The sequence below is a fragment of the Nocardioides sp. Leaf285 genome (assembly GCF_001422955.1).
Lineage (GTDB): Bacteria > Actinomycetota > Actinomycetes > Propionibacteriales > Nocardioidaceae > Nocardioides > Nocardioides kribbensis.
On record NZ_LMNH01000004.1, the window covers coordinates 174,718 to 191,885 of the forward strand.

At 74.6% G+C, this 17,168-nt stretch carries 19 protein-coding genes; 5 read left to right on the forward strand and 14 right to left on the reverse strand.

Annotated elements, in window-relative coordinates; translation table 11 throughout:
- Positions 1–13: 13 nt before the first annotated feature.
- The 12 genes from ASF47_RS15135 to ASF47_RS15185 all read right to left on the reverse strand — a co-directional run bounded on the left by ASF47_RS15135 (position 14) and on the right by ASF47_RS15185 (position 10,107).
- Positions 14–1,231 carry a lysophospholipid acyltransferase family protein gene (locus tag ASF47_RS15135; RefSeq protein WP_056864855.1) on the reverse strand — a complete coding sequence of 406 codons (1,218 nt, stop codon included), beginning with the start codon at positions 1,229–1,231 and terminating at the stop codon, positions 14–16.
- Complete coding sequence (locus ASF47_RS15140; protein WP_056864856.1) at positions 1,224–2,285, reverse strand: NAD-dependent epimerase/dehydratase family protein; 1,062 nt, start codon at positions 2,283–2,285, stop codon at positions 1,224–1,226. Before ASF47_RS15140 ends, ASF47_RS15135 begins: the two co-directional genes overlap by 8 nt.
- A 24-nt stretch (positions 2,286–2,309) precedes the next feature.
- Complete coding sequence (locus ASF47_RS20740) at positions 2,310–2,411, reverse strand: 30S ribosomal protein bS22 (protein ID WP_008356322.1); 102 nt, start codon at positions 2,409–2,411, stop codon at positions 2,310–2,312.
- A gap of 122 nt (positions 2,412–2,533) precedes the next feature.
- Entirely contained in the window at positions 2,534–2,740 is a 207-nt protein-coding gene (locus tag ASF47_RS15145; protein WP_056864857.1) for a helix-turn-helix domain-containing protein, read from the reverse strand.
- A 184-nt stretch (positions 2,741–2,924) separates the two neighbouring features.
- Positions 2,925–4,112, reverse strand: a complete 1,188-nt coding sequence (locus tag ASF47_RS15150; RefSeq protein WP_056864858.1) for an acetoin utilization protein AcuC — start codon at positions 4,110–4,112, stop codon at positions 2,925–2,927.
- A gap of 49 nt (positions 4,113–4,161) precedes the next feature.
- Positions 4,162–5,079: a haloalkane dehalogenase gene (locus tag ASF47_RS15155; protein ID WP_056864859.1), complete on the reverse strand. Its 918-nt coding sequence runs from the start codon at positions 5,077–5,079 to the stop codon at positions 4,162–4,164.
- Positions 5,080–5,090: 11 nt separating this feature from the next.
- Positions 5,091–5,804 (reverse strand): mycothiol-dependent nitroreductase Rv2466c family protein, encoded by a 714-nt coding sequence (locus ASF47_RS15160; RefSeq protein ID WP_056864860.1) that lies wholly within the window; start codon positions 5,802–5,804, stop codon positions 5,091–5,093.
- Positions 5,805–5,855: 51 nt separating this feature from the next.
- Positions 5,856–6,413 carry a hypothetical protein gene (locus tag ASF47_RS15165; protein WP_056864861.1) on the reverse strand — a complete coding sequence of 186 codons (558 nt, stop codon included), beginning with the start codon at positions 6,411–6,413 and terminating at the stop codon, positions 5,856–5,858.
- A gap of 66 nt (positions 6,414–6,479) precedes the next feature.
- Positions 6,480–7,301 carry a pyrroline-5-carboxylate reductase gene (gene proC, locus ASF47_RS15170; protein WP_056864862.1) on the reverse strand — a complete coding sequence of 274 codons (822 nt, stop codon included), beginning with the start codon at positions 7,299–7,301 and terminating at the stop codon, positions 6,480–6,482.
- A 20-nt stretch (positions 7,302–7,321) separates the two neighbouring features.
- Positions 7,322–8,272 carry a proline dehydrogenase family protein gene (locus tag ASF47_RS15175; RefSeq protein WP_235558770.1) on the reverse strand — a complete coding sequence of 317 codons (951 nt, stop codon included), beginning with the start codon at positions 8,270–8,272 and terminating at the stop codon, positions 7,322–7,324.
- A gap of 81 nt (positions 8,273–8,353) precedes the next feature.
- The gene (locus tag ASF47_RS15180) at positions 8,354–9,166 is read right to left on the reverse strand and encodes a sugar phosphate isomerase/epimerase family protein (protein ID WP_056864863.1); all 813 of its coding nucleotides are present in this window, start codon (positions 9,164–9,166) and stop codon (positions 8,354–8,356) included.
- A 5-nt stretch (positions 9,167–9,171) separates the two neighbouring features.
- Positions 9,172–10,107 carry a Ppx/GppA phosphatase family protein gene (locus ASF47_RS15185; RefSeq protein WP_056864864.1) on the reverse strand — a complete coding sequence of 312 codons (936 nt, stop codon included), beginning with the start codon at positions 10,105–10,107 and terminating at the stop codon, positions 9,172–9,174.
- A 31-nt stretch (positions 10,108–10,138) separates the two neighbouring features.
- Between ASF47_RS15185 and ASF47_RS15190 the strand changes: the two genes are divergently transcribed.
- The 3 genes from ASF47_RS15190 (at position 10,139) to ASF47_RS15200 (ending at position 12,427) form a co-directional block, all read left to right on the forward strand.
- Positions 10,139–10,921: a hypothetical protein gene (locus ASF47_RS15190; RefSeq protein WP_056864865.1), complete on the forward strand. Its 783-nt coding sequence runs from the start codon at positions 10,139–10,141 to the stop codon at positions 10,919–10,921.
- A gap of 146 nt (positions 10,922–11,067) precedes the next feature.
- Positions 11,068–11,706: a VOC family protein gene (locus ASF47_RS15195; protein ID WP_056864866.1), complete on the forward strand. Its 639-nt coding sequence runs from the start codon at positions 11,068–11,070 to the stop codon at positions 11,704–11,706.
- A 19-nt stretch (positions 11,707–11,725) separates the two neighbouring features.
- Positions 11,726–12,427 (forward strand): class I SAM-dependent methyltransferase, encoded by a 702-nt coding sequence (locus ASF47_RS15200; RefSeq protein WP_056864867.1) that lies wholly within the window; start codon positions 11,726–11,728, stop codon positions 12,425–12,427.
- Positions 12,428–12,436: 9 nt separating this feature from the next.
- Here ASF47_RS15200 and ASF47_RS15205 read toward each other — a convergent pair whose 3' ends face one another.
- Positions 12,437–13,417: a LacI family DNA-binding transcriptional regulator gene (locus ASF47_RS15205; RefSeq protein ID WP_228942702.1), complete on the reverse strand. Its 981-nt coding sequence runs from the start codon at positions 13,415–13,417 to the stop codon at positions 12,437–12,439.
- Between the two features lie 271 nt (positions 13,418–13,688).
- Here ASF47_RS15205 and radA point away from each other — a divergent pair, with 271 nt between their 5' ends.
- Complete coding sequence (gene radA, locus ASF47_RS15210) at positions 13,689–15,116, forward strand: DNA repair protein RadA (protein ID WP_056864868.1); 1,428 nt, start codon at positions 13,689–13,691, stop codon at positions 15,114–15,116.
- 136 nt (positions 15,117–15,252) lie between these two features.
- Positions 15,253–16,335 (forward strand): DNA integrity scanning diadenylate cyclase DisA, encoded by a 1,083-nt coding sequence (disA, locus tag ASF47_RS15215; RefSeq protein WP_200919148.1) that lies wholly within the window; start codon positions 15,253–15,255, stop codon positions 16,333–16,335.
- Here disA and ASF47_RS15220 read toward each other — a convergent pair.
- Positions 16,326–17,102, reverse strand: coding sequence for a hypothetical protein (locus ASF47_RS15220; RefSeq protein ID WP_056864869.1), 777 nt, complete (start codon positions 17,100–17,102; stop codon positions 16,326–16,328). The two genes, disA and ASF47_RS15220, sit on opposite strands and share 10 nt — an antisense overlap.
- Positions 17,103–17,168 lie beyond the last annotated feature (66 nt).

Genomic DNA, 17,168 nt, shown 5'->3' on the forward strand with positions numbered 1-17,168 from the left:
ACGGAAACGAGGATCAGCGGAAGACGGACTCGCGCTCCATCAGCAGCGTGTAGAGCGTCTGCTGGATGGTCTCGCGCACCTGGTCGGTGACGTCGAAGACGAGCATGGGGTCGTCGGCGGCACCGGCGTCGAACTCGTCGGTGCGGATCGGCTCGCCGAACTCCAGCAGCCACTTCGAGGGCAGCGGCACGAGACCGAGCGGCCCGAGCAGCGGGAAGAGCGGCGTGATGGGGAGGTACGGCACGCCCAGCAGGCGGGCCAGCGACGGGATGTTGCCGACGAGGGGGTAGATCTCCTCGGCGCCGACCACCGACAGCGGCACGATCGGCACGCCGGTGCGCAGGGCGGCGGAGACGAACCCGCCGCGACCGAAGCGCTGCAGCTTGTAACGCTGCGAGTAGGGCTTGCCGATCCCCTTGAACCCCTCGGGCCACACCCCGACCAGCTCGCCGCCGCGCAGCATCCGCTCGGCGTCCTCGGAGCAGGCCAGGGTGGCGCCGCTCTTGCGGGCCAGGGAGCTGACCAACGGCATCCGGAAGACCAGGTCGGCGCCGAGCGGGCGCAGGAAGCGCTCGGCGCGGTCGTGGATCGACACCATCGTCATCAGACCGTCGATCGGCAGCGTGCCCGAGTGGTTGGAGACCACCAGGGCACCGCCCTCGGCCGGGATGTTCTCGATGCCGCGCACCTCGATGCGGAACCACTTCTCGGCGATCGGACGCAGGGCCGCCATGAAGAAGCGCTGCGTGACCTCCTGGTCGAAGCCGTACTCGTCGACGGCGTAGTCGCCGGTGACGCGACGGCGCAGGAAGGCCAGGAAGTGGGCCAGCTGCGCCTCCCACTGCTCGCCGAACAGCTCCCGGCTGGCGTGCTGGAAGGCCGCGAGCAGGTCGGCGGCCGGGATGCCGGCGTGCGGGTGCCGCTCGCGCGCGGTCACCGCGGGCCGCGGCGACTCCCCCTCGGTCATGGTCGCAGCGGGAGGCTCCGTGCCGGACGGCTCGACGAGGGGCTCGGTGGCGGGCTCGGTGGCGGGGTCCGGGGCGTCGGGGGCCTCGTCCACCGGCCCGGTCGCCGCGTCGGCGCGGCGGGCGGCGTCGACCTTGCGTCGCACCGGACGCGGCTCCCCGCCGGCTCCACCGGCGAGACCGCGGGCGGCCGACGACGGCGCCGTGCCCGTGCCTCGTCCGGGCCGTCCGCGGGTGCCGATGGGGATGATCTCGGCGTCACCCACGGTCGCTCCCGAGGGCCGGCACGGCGCGGGGGCCGACCGGGTCGGGGTCGGGCACGGGGAAGACCCGGCCGAGCCCGGCGAGCACGCGCTCGCTGCGCCGGGGGCCGCTGGGCATGAGGGCGGCGAAGTCGGCGAAGGCCTCCGCGGTGCTGAACTCGGGGGTGAAGCCGAGACCCTCGCGCATGCGCGTGGTGTCGACACCGCGGCCGTAGGTCAGCATGCCGAGCAGCTCGGGCGACAGGTCGGCGATCCCGGTCGAGCGCAGCGTCGAGGAGAGTCGTCCCAGGGCCAGGCCGGGCAGCGGCACGGTGGGGCGTTGGAGGCGGCGTACGGCCTGCGAGAGCATGAGGATGCCGTCGCCGGCGACGTTGTAGGTGCCGGCGACGTCCTCGGTCACGGCGTGGCTGAGCGCGGAGAACAGGTCGCGCTCGTGCAGGAACTGCAGCCGGGCGTCGTAGCCGAGCACGGTGGGCACGACGGGGCTGCGGAAGTAGGACGTCATCGGGCTGGAGACGTGGGGCCCGATCACGTTGGCGCAGCGCAGCATGGTGACGCCCACGTCGGGGCGGCGCCGCGCGAAGCCGCGGACGTAGCCCTCGATCTCGGCGACGTCCTTGGCGTAGCCCGCCCGGGCGGGACGCCGGGGCTCCATGTCCTCGGTGAACATCGCCGGGTCACGGTTGCTGGCGCCGTAGACCGTCGTCGTCGACTTCACGACGAGACGGCTCACGGTCTCGGCGCGCTGGCACGCCGCGAGGAGCTGCATCGTCCCGATGACGTTGAGCTCCTTCATCGAGTTCCTGCCCCCGGCACCGCTGGGGGTGGAGATGACACTCATGTGGACGACGGTGTCGACGTCCTCCTTGGCGATCACCTTGGCGATCACCGGGTTGCGGATGTCGGCCCGCACGAACGACACGTCGCCGAAGTCGCCCCGGGGCGGGGTGACGTCGACGCCGATGACACGGCTGACGGTCGGGTCGAGGGCCAGCGTGCGCGCGAAGCGGCGACCGAGGTCTCGGGAGACCCCGGTCACGAGCACGACGCGGCTCACGACACCTCGACCGACCGGCCGGTCTTACTTGCCGAGCTTGCGACGCTGGACGCGCGTCTTCTTGAGCAGCTTGCGGTGCTTCTTCTTGGCCATGCGCTTGCGCCGCTTCTTGATGACAGAACCCACGGGTGAACCTTTCGAGACTGGTAGGCCCTGCGTGTCGACGCAGGGCCCGGTCAGCCTATCCGCCCGGAGGTGAGCCGCAGAATCAGGGTCGCCCGAGCAGACCGTCCCCGCCGGCAGGGCGGTCAGCCGGCGTCGTAGAAGCTGCGCCGGATGTACTCGTTGGCGTCCTCCTCACGGACGCGGAAGGAACGACCCACGCGCACCGCGGCGAGGTCGCCGTTGTGCACCAGGCGGTAGACCGTCATCTTCGAGACGCGCATCATGGCCGCCACCTCGGCGACGGTCAGGAAATTGGCGTCGGAGATGTCTCCGGGCGTGTTGGCAATCATCGAGCACCGACTTTCTGTTGCGGCACGCCACCAGCTTCCCCGCCAGTGCTCCCACGGCCACGTAGCCGTGAGAATAGGGCCAGAAGTGACTCGTGGGGAAGAGGGGACGCGAGTTGGACTGATCGGCTCGGCGTGTCGGCTTGCACGGGCCGGATCGGACCGCCCCGGGAGGGCGGTGGTCCAGTTAGGGCATGGGGTCGAGACCGTGCAGCGGGAAGACCGCCATCCGGGTCTGGTGCACCGCCCGGTCGAGCCAGGTGTCGGGGTCGTAACCGTCGGCCCAGTCGCGGTACGCCGGGTCCTGCCCGTCGGTCATCCGCAGCGGCGCGTTGACGCCCAGGGTGTGCTCGACGTGCTCGCGCCAGCCGCCCGGCGTGGCCGAGAGCGCGTCGAGCGGGCGACCGCCCACCACCGCGAGCAGGTGGGTCCAGGCCCGCGGCACGACCTGGACCAGCTCGTAGCCCCCGCCGCCCAGCGCCACCCAACGCCCCTGCGACACCTCGTGGGCCAGGTCGTGCAGGGCGAGGTAGGCGGCGCGCTGGCCGTCGACGGAGAGCATCAGGTGCGCCAGCGGGTCGTCGGCGTGGGAGTCGCAGCCCTGCTGGGTGACGAGCACCTGCGGGGCGAACTCGCGCAGCAGCGGGGGCACGACGGCGTGGAAGGCGCGCAGCCAGCCGGCGTCGCCGGTGCCCGGGGGCAGCGCGACGTTGACCGCGGAGCCCTCCGCCCCCTCGCCGCCGGTGTCGGTGGCGAAGCCCGTGCCGGGGAAGAGCAGCTGCCCGGTCTCGTGCAGCGACACGGTGAGCACGCGGGGGTCGTCCCAGAAGGCGCGCTCGACGCCGTCGCCGTGGTGGACGTCGAGGTCGACGTAGGCCACCCGCTCCACGCCCTGGTCGAGCAGCCAGCGGATGCCGACGGCGACGTCGTTGTAGATGCAGAAGCCGCTGGCCCGGTCGCGCATCGCGTGGTGCAGGCCGCCGGAGATGTTCGCGGAGTGCAGCGAGTCCCCCGACCAGACCTGGCGGAAGGCCTCGACGCTGGCGCCGACCACGTGGGCGGAGGCCTCGTGCATGCCGCGGAAGACGGGGTCGTCCTCGGTGCCGAGCCCGAAGTCGGGCTCCGCGCGCCCCGAGCTGCCGGCGCGCACCACGGCCTCGATGAAGGCGGGGTCGTGCACCGTGACCAGACGCTCCTCGTCGGCCATGGGGGCCGGCACCATGCGCAGCCCGCCCTCGCCGACGACACCGAGCTCCTCGGCCAGCCGCATGGTCAGGTCGACCCGCAGCGGCGACATGGGGTGGCCGGGGCCGAAGTCGTAGGCCGTCAGGCTGGGGTCGAAGACGACCGTGGAAGGTCCGGGGCAGACGGGCACGCCCTCGACGCTACCCCGGTGCGGCGTGGGGCCGCGCCGGGCCCGCGGCTCAGAGGTCGAGCACGGTGGCGACGGCCGCGGCCAGCGCGGGCCCGTCGTCCTCCTGCAGGAAGTGGCCCGCGCCCGTGACCACCGGGTGCTCCAGGCCGGCCGCTCCCGGCACCGTGCGGCGCAGCACCGGGGCCATCGCCCCGGTGATGGGGTCGAGGTCGCTGAAGGCGGTGAGGAACGGCCGCTCCCAGCGGGCCAGCCGCTCCCAGGCCGCGCGGTTGGCCGCGGTCGCGGGGTCGTCGGGCCGGGTCGGCACGAGCAGGGGCATGGCGCGGGGCCCGGCCTTGAAGGCCTCGTCGGGGAAGGGGGCGTCGTAGGCCTCGCGCGCGCCGGGGCGCAAGGGGCGGGCGCAGCCGGAGGCGACCAGGCGGCCGACGTCGAGCACCTCGGCGCGCTCGACCGCGCGGCGGAAGTCCCACCACACCTCGGGCATGTCGCGGTCGCCGGTGGGCAGCCCGGTGTTGGCGGCGACCACGGCGGCGAAGCGCTCGGGGTGCTCGGCGACCAGCCGCAGCCCGATCAGGCCGCCCCAGTCCTGGCCCACGAGCACCACGTCGTGCAGGTCGAGCACGTCGACGACCAGCTCGCGCACCCACTCGACGTGACGGGCGTAGGAGTGGTCGGCCACGCGCACGGGCTTGTCGGAGCGACCGAAGCCCACCAGGTCGGGCACGACGCAGCGCACGCCGCGGGCGACGAGGTCGGCGACCACGTCGCGGTAGAGGAACGACCACGTCGGCTCGCCGTGCAGCAGCAGGGCGACCGGCGCCTCCACCGAGCGCGGGCCGAGGTCGACGTAGGCCATCCGCAGGGCGGCCTCGGGCGGGTCGTCGGGGTCGCTGACCTCGGCGTAGGAGGTGGGCCAGTCCTCCTCGAGCGCGGCGAAGCGGTCCTCGGGCGTGCGCAGCACCTTCACGGCCCGCTCCCCTACTTCTTCTGCCGCCGGCTGCCGGCGTGCCAGTCCTCCTGGCCGCCCACGTCACCCGGCTCGACGCCGAAGGAGCGCAGCTGCGGCTTCTCGCGCAGGCTGCGCTTGAGCTCGGCGAAGCCCGGGAAGCGGGCCAGGCCGACCACGTGGTCCCACAGCTCGCCGGCCTCCTCCTCGCTCGGCATCCGGCTGATCACCGGGCCGAAGAAGGCGGCGCCCTCGGGCGGTGCGACGTGGAGGATCGGGGTGCCGACGTCCTTGCCGGTGAGGGCGAGGGCCTCGTCGGTCTCGGCCTGGAGCTGGGCGTCGCGGTCGGTGTCGTCGAGGTGCGCGGCCAGCCCGGCGGGCAGACCCGCCTCCTCGAGGGCGGCGGCCACGAGGCCGTCGAGGTCGGTCGGGTCGTAGGCGTCGGGCGCGACGTCGAAGACGCGGGTCGACAGCGCGGGGTAGAGCCGGGCCACCGCGTCGGGCCCGTGGTCGTCGCGCGCCTGCGCGCACAGCCGCAGCATGCGCAGGCCGGCGGTGTGGCCGGCCTCGTACTCCGGCGGGAAGTGGGCGTCGTAGTCGACGTGGGCGTTGAGCAGCCGCAGCGAGATGAAGCGCCACTCCACGTGGTAGTCGCGCTGCGACTGCACGAGCCGCACCCAGCGGCTGGTCATCCACGCGAAGGGGCACACCGGGTCGAACCAGAACCGCACGTCGGGATCGCTCATGGCCCCAGCCTGCCAGGGCGCGCCACGGGCGGGGTCGCGACGCCGCGCTGCTCAGCGGCGGGCGTCGCGCTCGGCCAGGGCGGCCAGGGTGAGCAGCTGCTTGCGCATCATCACCAGGTCGCCCCAGGCCAGGGCGGCCGCGCGCAGCCGCTGCGGGCGGGTCGCCCCGCGGGCGGTCATCCGGCAGACCAGCCGGCACGGCCCGCGGCCCGCGTCGTCGTCGGGCACGACGGCGTACGTCACGCCGATCGGGCCGAGCGGGCGGCTGGCCGAGGCGGTGGTGACCGCGGTCCAGGAGCGGCCCTCGTCGACGGCGAGCAGCTCGTAGACCCCCAGCATCCGCTGGCCGACCTCGAGCCGCTCGGCCCCCGGCGTCAGCTTCCGCGGGCTGCGGCGGCCGAGGTTGTCGACGAGGTCGTAGGAGTACGGCGCCACCGCGGTCTGGCACAGCCAGCGCCACGTCAGGGGCGCCGGGGCCGCGACCGGCACGGCGCGGTCCATCGTGACCGCTGCGCCCTCCCCGCGCTCGGGCAGCACCGCGTCGACCGGGAGCGACCGCGCGAGGTCGGCAGGCGTCGTGCCCCACGCCCACGGCAGGCCCGCCCTCACCGGCCCGCCCTCACTGGTCCGACCTCACTGGTCCGACCTCACTGGCCCGACCTCACTGGCCCGACCTCACTGGCCCTGGGCCAGCTGGCGCGAGCGGTCGCGCGCGGCCTCCATCGCGGCCAGGAAGGCCGCGCGCACGCCGTGCTGCTCCAGCTCGCGCAGCGCCGAGGCCGTGGTGCCGCCGGGCGAGGTGACCTGCTCGCGCAGGACGGTGGGGTGGGTGCCGGTCTCGCGCAGCATCTTGGCCGAGCCCACCAGGGTCTGGATGACCAGGTCGGTGGAGGTGCTGCGCGGCAGCCCGAGGTGCACACCGGCCTCGATCATCGACTCCACGACGAAGAAGATGTAGGCCGGGCCCGAGCCCGAGATGGCGGTGACGGCGTCCTGCTGGCGCTCGGGGATGCGCAGCACGCGGCCCACCGAGCCCATGAGCGCCTCGGCCTCGGCGAGGTCGGCCTCGCTGCAGTGCGAGCCGGCCGAGATGCCGGCCATGCCCTCGTCGACCAGGGCCGGGGTGTTGGGCATGACCCGCACGACGGCGACGCCCTCGGGCACCCGCTCCTCGATGAAGCCGGTGGTGATGCCCGCGGCCAGCGAGACCAGCAGCTGCCCGGGGCGCAGCCCCGGGGCGATCTCGGCGAGCACGTCGCCCATGTCCTGGGGCTTGACCACGAGGGCGACGGTGTCGGCGCGGGTGGCGGCCTCGAGGTTGCCCACCACCGAGACGCCGTAGCGCTCCTCGAGCTCGCGGGCCCGCTCGGCGCGCTTCTCCCCCACCAGCAGGCGGTCGACGCGGCGACCGGCGCGCACGAGACCCGAGAGCAGCGTCTCGCCCATCACCCCCGCCCCGATGATCGCGGTCTGGGCGGCGGGTGCGGTCTGCGCCATGCGCGGCGCCTCCTTCGGAGCTACTTCTTGGAGATGAGGGACGTCAGGAAGAATGACAGGTTCTGCGGACGCTCGGCGAGGCGTCGCATCAGGTAGCCGTACCACTCCTGGCCGTAGGGCACGTAGACCCGGACGGTCTCGCCCTCGCCGGCCAGCCGCTTCTGCTCCTCGGGCCGGATGCCGTAGAGCATCTGGAACTCGTAGCTGCCCGGCTGGCGCCCGAAGCGGCTGGCCAGCGAGGAGGCGATCTCGACCATGCGGGGGTCGTGGGTGGCGATCATGGGGTAGCCCTGACCGGCCAGGAGCACCTTGAGGCAGCGCACGTAGGACCGGTCGACCTCGAGGCGGTCCTGGTAGGCCACCGACTCGGGCTCGTTGTAGGCGCCCTTGCACAGCCGCACCCGCGAGCCCTCGTAGGCCAGCTGGCGGCAATCGTCCTCGGTGCGGTGGAGGTAGGCCTGGAGCACGGCACCGGTCTCGGGGAAGTCCTTGCGCAGGTCGCGCAGGATCGCCAGCGTCGAGTCGGTGGTGGTGTGGTCCTCCATGTCGAGGGTCACCGACGTGCCGGCGTTGCGGGCGGCCCGGCAGATGGTGCGGGCGTTCTCCAGCGCGAGGCGGTGGCCGCCCTCGGGGGCGACGTCGTCGGGCAGGAACTGCCCGATCGCGCTCAGCTTGACCGAGACCTCGGCGTGGCGGGTCAGCCCGCGCGCCGCGAGCGCCTTGAGCACCTCGACGTAGGCCGCGACGGTGGCCCCGGCCTGGGCGCGGTCGGTGGTGTCCTCGCCCAGGTGGTCGAGGGTGACGGTCAGGCCGTCGTCGACCAGCGCCGCCGTGGCCGCGACCACGGCGTCGGTGCTCTCCCCCGGCACGTAGCCGCGGACGATGCCCGCGGAGACCGGCATGGTGCTGACGAGCCTCTTGACCTGGGAGCTCCGCGCGAGGAGCAGGAGCGGCTGGCGGAGCAGGGACATGACGTCAATCTACGACGGGCCCCTGCGGCTCCCGTGGCGAGGGCGGGCTGCATCGGCGCGGCTGCTGCCGCGCCGGCGGGCTCAGCCGGCGAGGTGCTCGCGGGCGAAGGCCAGCGACTCGGCCAGGTCGGCCTCGCGGGCCTCCTCGCTGCCGCTGCGGCGGGTGTTGATCTCGACCACCACGTCGCCGGCGAAGCCGCTGGCGCCGAGGTGGCGCAGGAACCGGTCGGCGCCGGTGGAGCCGCGCCCCGGCACGAGGTGCTCGTCCTTGGCCGAGCCGCTGCCGTCGGTGAGGTGCACGTGGCGCAGCCGCGGGCCGAGCCGCTCGGCCATCGCGACGACGTCGGAGCCGGCGATGGAGGCGTGGGACAGGTCGATCGTGGTGTTGGCGTAGGGCTCGGCCGAGGGGTCCCAGCCGGGCTGGTAGACCTCGACGCCGCGCTTGGAGGTGGCCTTCCAGGGGTACATGTTCTCCACCGCGAAGCGGATGCCGGTCGACTCCTCCAGCGCGGCGATGCCGTCGACGAAGCCGCGGGCGTAGTCCTTCTGCCAGCGGAACGGCGGGTGCACCACCACGACCTCCGCGCCGAGCTCGTGGGCCATGTCGGCCGAGCGCTGGAGCTTGGCCCACGGCTCGGCGCCCCACACGGCCTGGGTCAGCAGCAGGCAGGGGGCGTGCACGGAGCACACCGGCACGCCGTGGTGCGCGGAGAGCTGGCGCAGCGCGGTGGGGTCCTGGGTGATCCGGTCGAGGGCGACCATGACCTCGACGGCGTCGTAGCCGAGGGCGGCGGCGCGCTCGAAGCCGCGGGCGGCCGACTCGGGGTAGACCGACGAGGTGGACAGGCCGACGCGGGTCGGCCCGCCCGCCGGGGCGGGGACGGGATCGCTCACCCGGGTCAGCCCAGCACGCTGATCTGGTCGAGCCGCTCGAGGATGACGCCCTCGCGCAGCGCCCACGGGCAGATCTCGAGGGCCTGGAGGTCGAAGATGTCCATGCACGCCTCGGCCACCAGCGCGCCGGGCAGGATCTGGTGCGAGCGGCTCGGGGAGACGCCGGGCAGGGCCGCGAGCTCCTCGGGCGTCATGGTGACCAGCCGCGGGATCCACTCGCGCAGCTCGGCCAGCGGCAGCACCCGCGGCACCAGCGGGCCGTCGCCGGAGGGCGCGGCCCCGCAGATGCGGGCCAGGGAGCGGAAGGTCTTCGAGGTGGCCGCGGCCCGGTCGGGGGCTCCGGCGCGCAGCAGGTTGCCGGCGTCGCGCGCGATGTCGGCGCGGATCTGCTTGCGCAGCTTCTTGATGGCGTCGTCGTCGGGCGGACCACCGCCGAACCACTGCCGCGCCAGCCGGGCGGCCCCCAGCGGCATCGACCACGCCACGTCGGGCGCCTCGTCGCCACCGCCGGCGATCTCCAGCGACCCCCCGCCGATGTCGAAGACCACCAGGCGGCCCGCCGACCAGCCGAACCAGCGGCGTACGGCCAGGAAGGTGAGCCGGGCCTCGTCCTCGCCCGAGAGCACGCCGATCCGCACACCGGTGCGGGCCTCGACGTGGTCGAGCACGGCCTCGGAGTTGACCGCGTCGCGCACCGCGGAGGTGGCGAAGCCGATCATGTCCTCGCAGCCCTTGTCCTCGGCCACCACGACGGCCTGGGCGGTGAAGGCCGTGAGCGCGTCGATGCCGGCCTGCGAGACCGCGCCGTGCTCGTCGAGCACCTCGGCCAGGCGCAGCGGCTCCTTGTAGGAGTACGCCGGCAGCGGCGCCGCCCCGCCGTGGGCGTCGACGACGAGGAGGTGGCCCGTGTTGGAGCCGATGTCGAGCACGCCCAGACGCATGACCTCAACGTACTCCCCGTAGGCTCGCCGGGTGCCCGAGGTCGACCTGGTGTTCCCCCGCGCGTGGGTGGAGTTCGAGAACCCCGCCGACGCCTCCGAGGTGATGCGCTGCGACCTGACCTGGCTGACCTCGTCCTACACCTGCATCTTCGGCCAGGGCTGCGCCGGCATCTACGCCGACGCCCCCGACGTCGGCTGCTGCACCCTCGGGGCGCACTTCGCCGACGAGGGCGACGAGGAGCGCGTGGCCGGCCACGTCGCCCGCCTCGACGGCCGGCTGTGGCAGCAGCACCCGGGCGGGCCCGACGCCGCCCCCGGCGCCGTCGACGCCTCGGTGTGGGTCGAGACCGACGACGAGGGGGCGCGCAAGACGCTGGTCACCGAGGTCGACGGCCAGCGCGCCTGCATCTTCCAGAACCGGCCCGGCTCCGCCCTCGGCGCCGGCTGCGCGCTGCACGCCCTGGCGCTGGAGGAGGGCCGCGAGCCGCTGGAGACCAAGCCCGACGTGTGCTGGCAGCTGCCGATCCGGCGCACCTTCCGCGAGGTCGAGCGCCAGGACGGCACCGAGGTCACCGAGGTCTCGATCGGCGAGTACGACCGCCGCGGCTGGGGCCCCGGCGGCCACGACCTCGACTGGTACTGCTCGGGCAACACCGAGGCCCACGTCGCCCCCGAGCCGGTCTACCTCACCCACGCCCCCGAGCTCACCGCCCTCATGGGCCCCGAGGCCTACGCCGAGCTCGCGCGCCACTGCGAGGCCCACGTGCGCTCGCGCAGCGCCCTCGCGCTGCACCCGGCCGACCCCCGGCCCTGACCCGCGCCCCGCCCCCGCCCTGACCCCCGCCCTGACCCGTCGCCCCGCCCCTCGCAGCGTCGGACCCGCGAGTAAAGAACTCTCGATGTCGAGAGAACCCGACCCCGGTGTCAAGCGCTGCGGGCGTGTTGTCCACAATTCCTGACATGCGCCTGGACCACCTCTCCTACGCCGCCGGACCCGACGGACTCGCGGGCACCGCCCAGCGCATCGGGCGCCTGCTCGGTCGCGAGTTCAGCGACGGCGGTGTGCACCCCCGCTTCGGCACCCGCAACATGACCCTGGCCCTGGCGGGGGGCACCTACCTCGAGATCGTCGAGGTGCTCGACCACCCCGCCTCCGACAAGGCCCCCTTCGGCCAGGCCGTCCGCGCCCGCTCCGCCCTCGGCGGCGGCTGGCTGGGCTGGGCCGTGGCCGTCGACGACATCAGCGTCGCCGAGCAGCGCCTGGGCCGCGAGGCCGCGCAGGGCAGCCGGCACCGCCCCGACGGCACCGAGCTGCGCTGGAAGCAGATCGGCCTCAACGGCCTCATCGCCGACCCGCAGCTGCCGTTCTTCCTGCAGTGGGAGGTGCCCGCCGAGCTGCACCCCAGCCAGGGCGCCGACGAGGGCTACGCGCTGGCCTGCCTGGAGATCGCCGGTGACCCGCAGCGCGTCAGCGAGTGGCTCGGCGAGACCGTCGAGGCGCCGCTCGAGGACGTCAAGGTGGAGTGGGTCGCCCCGCACGGCACCCCCGGCATCATCGCGGTGCAGCTGCAGACCCCGTCGGGTCTCGTCCGGCTCTGACGCCGGTCGGCGACGGCTCGTGAGCCGCCCCTCGCCCGGCGCGGTGCCGAGCCCCAACATCTGGCACCACACCGCCACCTACGAGCTCGAGAACACCGCGGTCGACCCCGAGCGGCGCATCGAGGCCGCGATGGCGTCCCTGCACGACTGGGCGGGGCGGCGCTTCCTCGACCTGGGCTGCGGCACCGGCTTCCACCTGCCCCGGTGGGCCGAGCGGGCCGGCAGCGTCGTGGGCGTCGAGCCCCACCCCGACCTGGTGGCGCTGGCGCGCCGGCGTACGTCGCGCCTGGCCGGCGTCGGCGTGCTCCAGGGCACCGCGCAGGACGTGCCGCTGCCCGACGCCTCGGTCGACGTCGTGCAGGCGCGGTGGGCCTACTTCTTCGGACCCGGCTGCGAGCCGGGACTGGCCGAGCTCGACCGCGTGGTGGCCCGCGGCGGCACGGCCTTCGTGGTCGACAACGACCCCACGCGCTCCACCTTCGGCGACTGGTTCCGCCGGGGCTACCCGCACCTCGACCCGCCCGCGGTCGTCGAGCGCTTCTGGTCGACCCGCGGCTGGACGCGGGTGCCGCTCGACGTGTGCTGGCGCTTCACCTCCCGCGCCGACCTCGAGGCGGTCACCCGTGTCGAGCTGCCGGGCCCGGTGGCCGACGCCGTGCTCGGCGAGCACGAGGGCCTCGAGGTCGACTACGCCGTCAACCTGTGGTGGAAGCGCTTCTAGCCGCAGCGGTCAGCTGGAGCCGCGCACGGCGAGGGTCGGGGTGAGCAGGACGCCGTCGCCGACGCGGGGCGGGTGGCCGAGCAGGCCCTCCAGGGCGGAGACGATCTCGATCGCCACCTGCTCCAGCGGCTGGCGCACCGAGGTGAGACCGGGGGTGACGACCTGGGCGACCTGGGAGTCGTCGAAGCCGACGACGGCGACGTCGCGGCCGGGGGTCAGCCCGCGCGCGGCCAGGGTCTGGAGCACGCCCATCGCCAGGGTGTCGGAGGCGCACACGAAACCGGTGGGCGCGGCGTCGTCGAGCAGGGCCGCGCTGGCCTGCGCGCCGCTGGTCACGGTGTCGTCGACCCGGGCGGCGAGGCCGGCCGAGGACAGCCCCTGCGCGTGCAGGGCGCGACGCCAGCCCTCGCGCCGGTCCTCCCCGATCGGGGAGTCCTTGCGCCACCCGATCCACGCGACGCGCTGGTGGCCGCGCTCGAGCAGGTGGCGGGTGGCCAGCTCGCAGCCCGCGGCCCCGTCGACGTCGACCCAGGGGTGGTGGGCCTCCGGGGCGTCCCACGGCCGGCCGAAGGCCACGAAGGGCGCCCGCCGCGACCCGAGCCAGCCCGCCTGGGGGTTGCCCAGGTAGGTGTCGGTGACGACGAAGGCGTCGACCGCGGTGGAGCGCAGCAGGTCGTCGTAGCCCGACAGCGGGTCGTCGGCCTCCCCCGCGAAGAGCAGCACGTGGTAGCCCGCGTCGCGGGAGGTCTCGACCAGGGAGTGGACGAAGCGGTCCATGGTGGCGTTGGCCGTGCCCTCCTGGGCGGCGCTGATGCGCAGGCCGATCAGGTGGGAGGAGCGGGTGCGCAGGTTGCGGGCGGCCCGGTTGGGCAGGTAGCCCAGCTCGGCGATGGCCTGCTGCACGCGCAGCAGGGTGTCGGCGCGCAGCAGGTCGGGGTTGTTGACCGCGTTGGAGACCGTCTGGCGCGAGACGCCGGCCCGCTCGGCCACGTCGGCCAGCGTGGGCGGCGCGCCCGTGGGGACGGCAGGGCGACCGGGCCCGCGCGACGCGTTCCGCACCCCCACCGGCGTCTCCTGACAGCTCGCTCCGGCCGTCGGCGGCCGGTGCTCTTGATCGATCCAAGCAGAAGCATAACTTTGCCGCCGCGGCGCCGTCCCCCGTTCTCCGGGGTGAGGTCGCCGGCCCCGCCGCGCCGGGCGCGCGGGGCGGCGGGGCCCCGGGCCGCGGGCGCTGTCGGTGGGGTCGCCTAGCGTGCGCCCCATGGCCAAGACCTCCACCCGCGCAGCCCGTCCCGGCTACCGCTGCACCGAGTGCGGCTGGGAGACCGGCAAGTGGGTCGGCCGCTGCGGCGAGTGCCAGGCGTGGGGCTCGGTGGCCGAGGCCTCGGCGCCGGTCCACCGCGCCGCCGCGGCGCCCGTCACGACCCCGGCCGTGCCGATCGGCGAGGTGTCGGTGGAGGAGTCCTCCTTCCGCACCAGCGGCGTGCCCGAGCTCGACCGGGTCCTCGGCGGGGGCCTCGTGCCCGGCGCCGCCATCCTGCTGGCCGGCGAGCCCGGCGTCGGCAAGTCCACGCTGCTGCTCGAGGTCGCCGCCCAGACCGCGCGCCTGCGCCACCGCACGCTCTACGTCACCGGCGAGGAGTCGGCCTCGCAGGTGCGGCTGCGCGCCGACCGCACCGGCGGGGTGCAGCCCGAGCTCTACCTCGCCGCCGAGACCGACCTGGGCGCGGTGCTGACCCACATCGAGGAGACCCGCCCGACGCTGCTGGTCGTCGACTCCGTGCAGACGATCGGCGCCTCCGGCGTCGACGGCGTGCCCGGCGGGGTCACCCAGGTCAAGGAGGTCGCCGCCGCGCTCATCCGGGTGGCGAAGACCCGCAACATCACCACCGTGCTGGTCGGCCACGTCACCAAGGACGGCTCCATCGCCGGCCCGCGGGTGCTCGAGCACCTCGTCGACGTGGTGCTGCACTTCGAGGGCGACCGCAACTCACGCTTCCGCATGGTGCGGGCCATGAAGAACCGCTTCGGCCCGGTCGACGAGGTCGGCTGCTTCGACCTCTCCGCCGACGGCATCACCGCGGTCACCGACCCCACTGGCCTCTTCGTCGAGCAGCACCACGGCCAGGTCGCCGGCACCTGCGTGGCCGTCACCCTGGAGGGGCGGCGCCCGCTGCTGGCCGAGGTGCAGGCCCTGGTGACCCCCTCCGCGCTGGAGCGTCCCCGGCGTACGACGTCGGGGCTCGACTCCTCGCGCGTGGCGATGGTGCTGGCCGTGCTCCAGCAGCACTGCGGCGTCAGGCTCCACGCCCACGACGTCTTCGCCTCCACCGTCGGCGGCGCCCGGCTCCACGAGCCGGCCAGCGACCTGGCCCTCGCGATCGCGCTGGTCTCGGCCAGCCACGGCGTCGCGCCGCCGACCGGGGTGGTGGCGATGGGCGAGATCGGCCTGGCCGGTGAGCTGCGCCGGGTGCGCGACCTGCCGCAGCGGGTGGCCGAGGCCGCCCGGCTGGGCTTCCGGGTGGCCGTCGTGCCCTCCGAGCCGGGCCAGGCCGCGCGGCGCTCGCCGGAGTCGTGGGTCGTCGACGGCATGAAGGTCCTCGACGTGCCCGACGTCGCCTCCGCCCTGCGGCTGCTGCGGCTGGTCGGGCGCGACGAGGTCCGCCCGCCGCGGGTGCCCCAGACCTGAGCCCGGGCCCGAGGCGGCGCCCGCGCGGGTCACAACGGCGTCACGACCCCGCCATGACCGCGCGGGCGGGCGCACGGGCGCCTAGACTCCCTCGTGGCGGCCGCCGGGGCCGCCGACCCGCACCCTGGAGGACCTCGTGGTCGCCGACCGCTCGGACGAGACCCTGCGCCTGCGCGCGACCCTGGCCTCGATCGCTCCCGGCACCTCCCTGCGCGACGGTCTGGAGCGGATCCTGCGCGGGCGCACCGGCGCGCTGATCGTGCTCGGCCACGACAAGACCGTGGAGTCCATCGCCACGGGCGGCTTCACCCTCGACGTGCCCTTCACCGCCACCGGCCTGCGTGAGCTGGCCAAGATGGACGGCGCGATCATCGTCGACAAGGACAACACGCGCATCATCCGCGCGGCCGTCCACCTCATGCCCGACCACACGATCCCCTCGGAGGAGACCGGCACGCGTCACCGCACCGCCGACCGGGTGGCCAAGCAGACCGGCTACCCCGTGATCTCGGTGTCGCAGTCGATGCAGATCATCGCCGCCTACGTCGGCGAGACCCGCCACGTGCTGGAGGACTCCGGCCAGATCCTCTCCCGGGCCAACCAGGCGCTGGCCACCCTGGAGCGCTACAAGCTGCGTCTCGACGAGGTGTCGAGCACCCTGTCGGCGCTCGAGGTCGAGGACCTCGTCACGGTGCGCGACGTGGCCGTCGTGGCCCAGCGCCTGGAGATGGTCATCCGCATCGCCCGCGAGATCGAGGACTACGTGCTCGAGCTCGGCACCGACGGCCGCCTGCTCTCGCTGCAGCTGGAGGAGCTGGTCACCGGGGTCGACGCCGAGCGCGAGCTGGTCGTGCGCGACTACCTGCCCGCCGGGCGGCGCAGCAAGAGCCCCGAGGAGCTGCTCGGGCGCCTCGAGGCGCTGAGCCCCACGGAGCTGGTCGACCCGGCCGCCACCGCCCGGGTGCTCGGGCTGGGCAACGGCGAGCACCTCGACGGTGCCGTGGCGCCGCGGGGCTACCGGCTGCTGGCCAAGGTGCCGCGCCTGCCGGGATCGGTGGTGGACCGGCTCGTCGACCACTTCGGCACCCTGCAGAAGCTGCTCTCGGCCGGCATCGACGACCTCCAGGCCGTCGAGGGCGTGGGCGAGCTGCGCGCCCGCAGCGTGAGGGAGGGACTCTCGCGCCTGGCGGAGTCGACCATCCTCGAGCGCTACGTCTGAGGACGACCGCCCTCGCGGGCCTCGTCCTGCGCCTCCTGCTCGGCCTCCTGCACCGGCGAGAGCAGCCGGAACTGCACGTCGGCGGGCTCGCCGCCGATCGCGGCCGCGGCGACGTGGTACCACCCCGGCAGCGCCCAGTCGGCCGCGCGGGTGCACTCGGCGTCGGAGCGGCGCCCCGACCACACGACCTCCACCGTGGTGGCCTCGGCGCTGCGCACCACGACGTCCTGCGGCACGACGGCCCGACGGCACTCGCGCGTCGTCCAGATCTCGTCGTCGCCCGAGGTGATCTTGAGGGTCAGCTCGCGCGCGGAGGTCGTCCAGGTGCACGCCTCGGAGTCCAGGGAGCGCACGGCCACGTCGATGGCCACCTCGCCCCCGGCCACGGCCGAGGTCACGCTCGGCACCACCTCGAGCTCGCCGTCGTCGCACGGCCCGTCGGGCTGCGCCGGCACCGGCTCGGGGGTGCGGGTGGCGCGCGGTCGGTCGGGGCGCCGGGTGGGCTCGGCGGTGGGGCCTGCGCTGGCGCCCGCGGTGGGGGCGTCGGTGGCGGCGGTCGAGGGGCTGGCCTCGGGCGCCGCGGTCGGCGCCGCGGTCGGCGCCGGGTCGGCGGCCGTCTGCACGGCCTGCGGGGTCTCGTCGCCGCCGCTGAGGGCGCCGACGATCCGCACCAGGGCCACGAGGAGGAGCACGAGCAGCAGGAGCACGATGCCGCGGCGCACCCAGTACACGCGCGCCGGCAGCGGTCCGCGGGTCAGCGACGTCATGGCCGTCACCGTAGCCAGCCCGGCCCGTCCGGTCGGGGTGCCACACCGGGGTCGCGCCGGCCCGGG

Excerpts from the sequence above, each read along its gene's own strand:
- ASF47_RS15145 (WP_056864857.1), bottom strand. The coding sequence starts at position 2,740 with ATGATTGCCAACACGCCCGGAGACATCTCCGACGCCAATTTCCTGACC.
- ASF47_RS15160 (WP_056864860.1), bottom strand. The coding sequence starts at position 5,804 with ATGAGCGATCCCGACGTGCGGTTCTGGTTCGACCCGGTGTGCCCCTTC.
- proC (WP_056864862.1), bottom strand. The coding sequence starts at position 7,301 with ATGGCGCAGACCGCACCCGCCGCCCAGACCGCGATCATCGGGGCGGGG.
- ASF47_RS15175 (WP_235558770.1), bottom strand. The coding sequence starts at position 8,272 with ATGTCCCTGCTCCGCCAGCCGCTCCTGCTCCTCGCGCGGAGCTCCCAG.
- ASF47_RS15185 (WP_056864864.1), bottom strand. The coding sequence starts at position 10,107 with ATGCGTCTGGGCGTGCTCGACATCGGCTCCAACACGGGCCACCTCCTC.
- ASF47_RS15195 (WP_056864866.1), top strand. The coding sequence starts at position 11,068 with ATGCGCCTGGACCACCTCTCCTACGCCGCCGGACCCGACGGACTCGCG.
- radA (WP_056864868.1), top strand. The coding sequence starts at position 13,689 with ATGGCCAAGACCTCCACCCGCGCAGCCCGTCCCGGCTACCGCTGCACC.
- ASF47_RS15220 (WP_056864869.1), bottom strand. The coding sequence starts at position 17,102 with ATGACGTCGCTGACCCGCGGACCGCTGCCGGCGCGCGTGTACTGGGTG.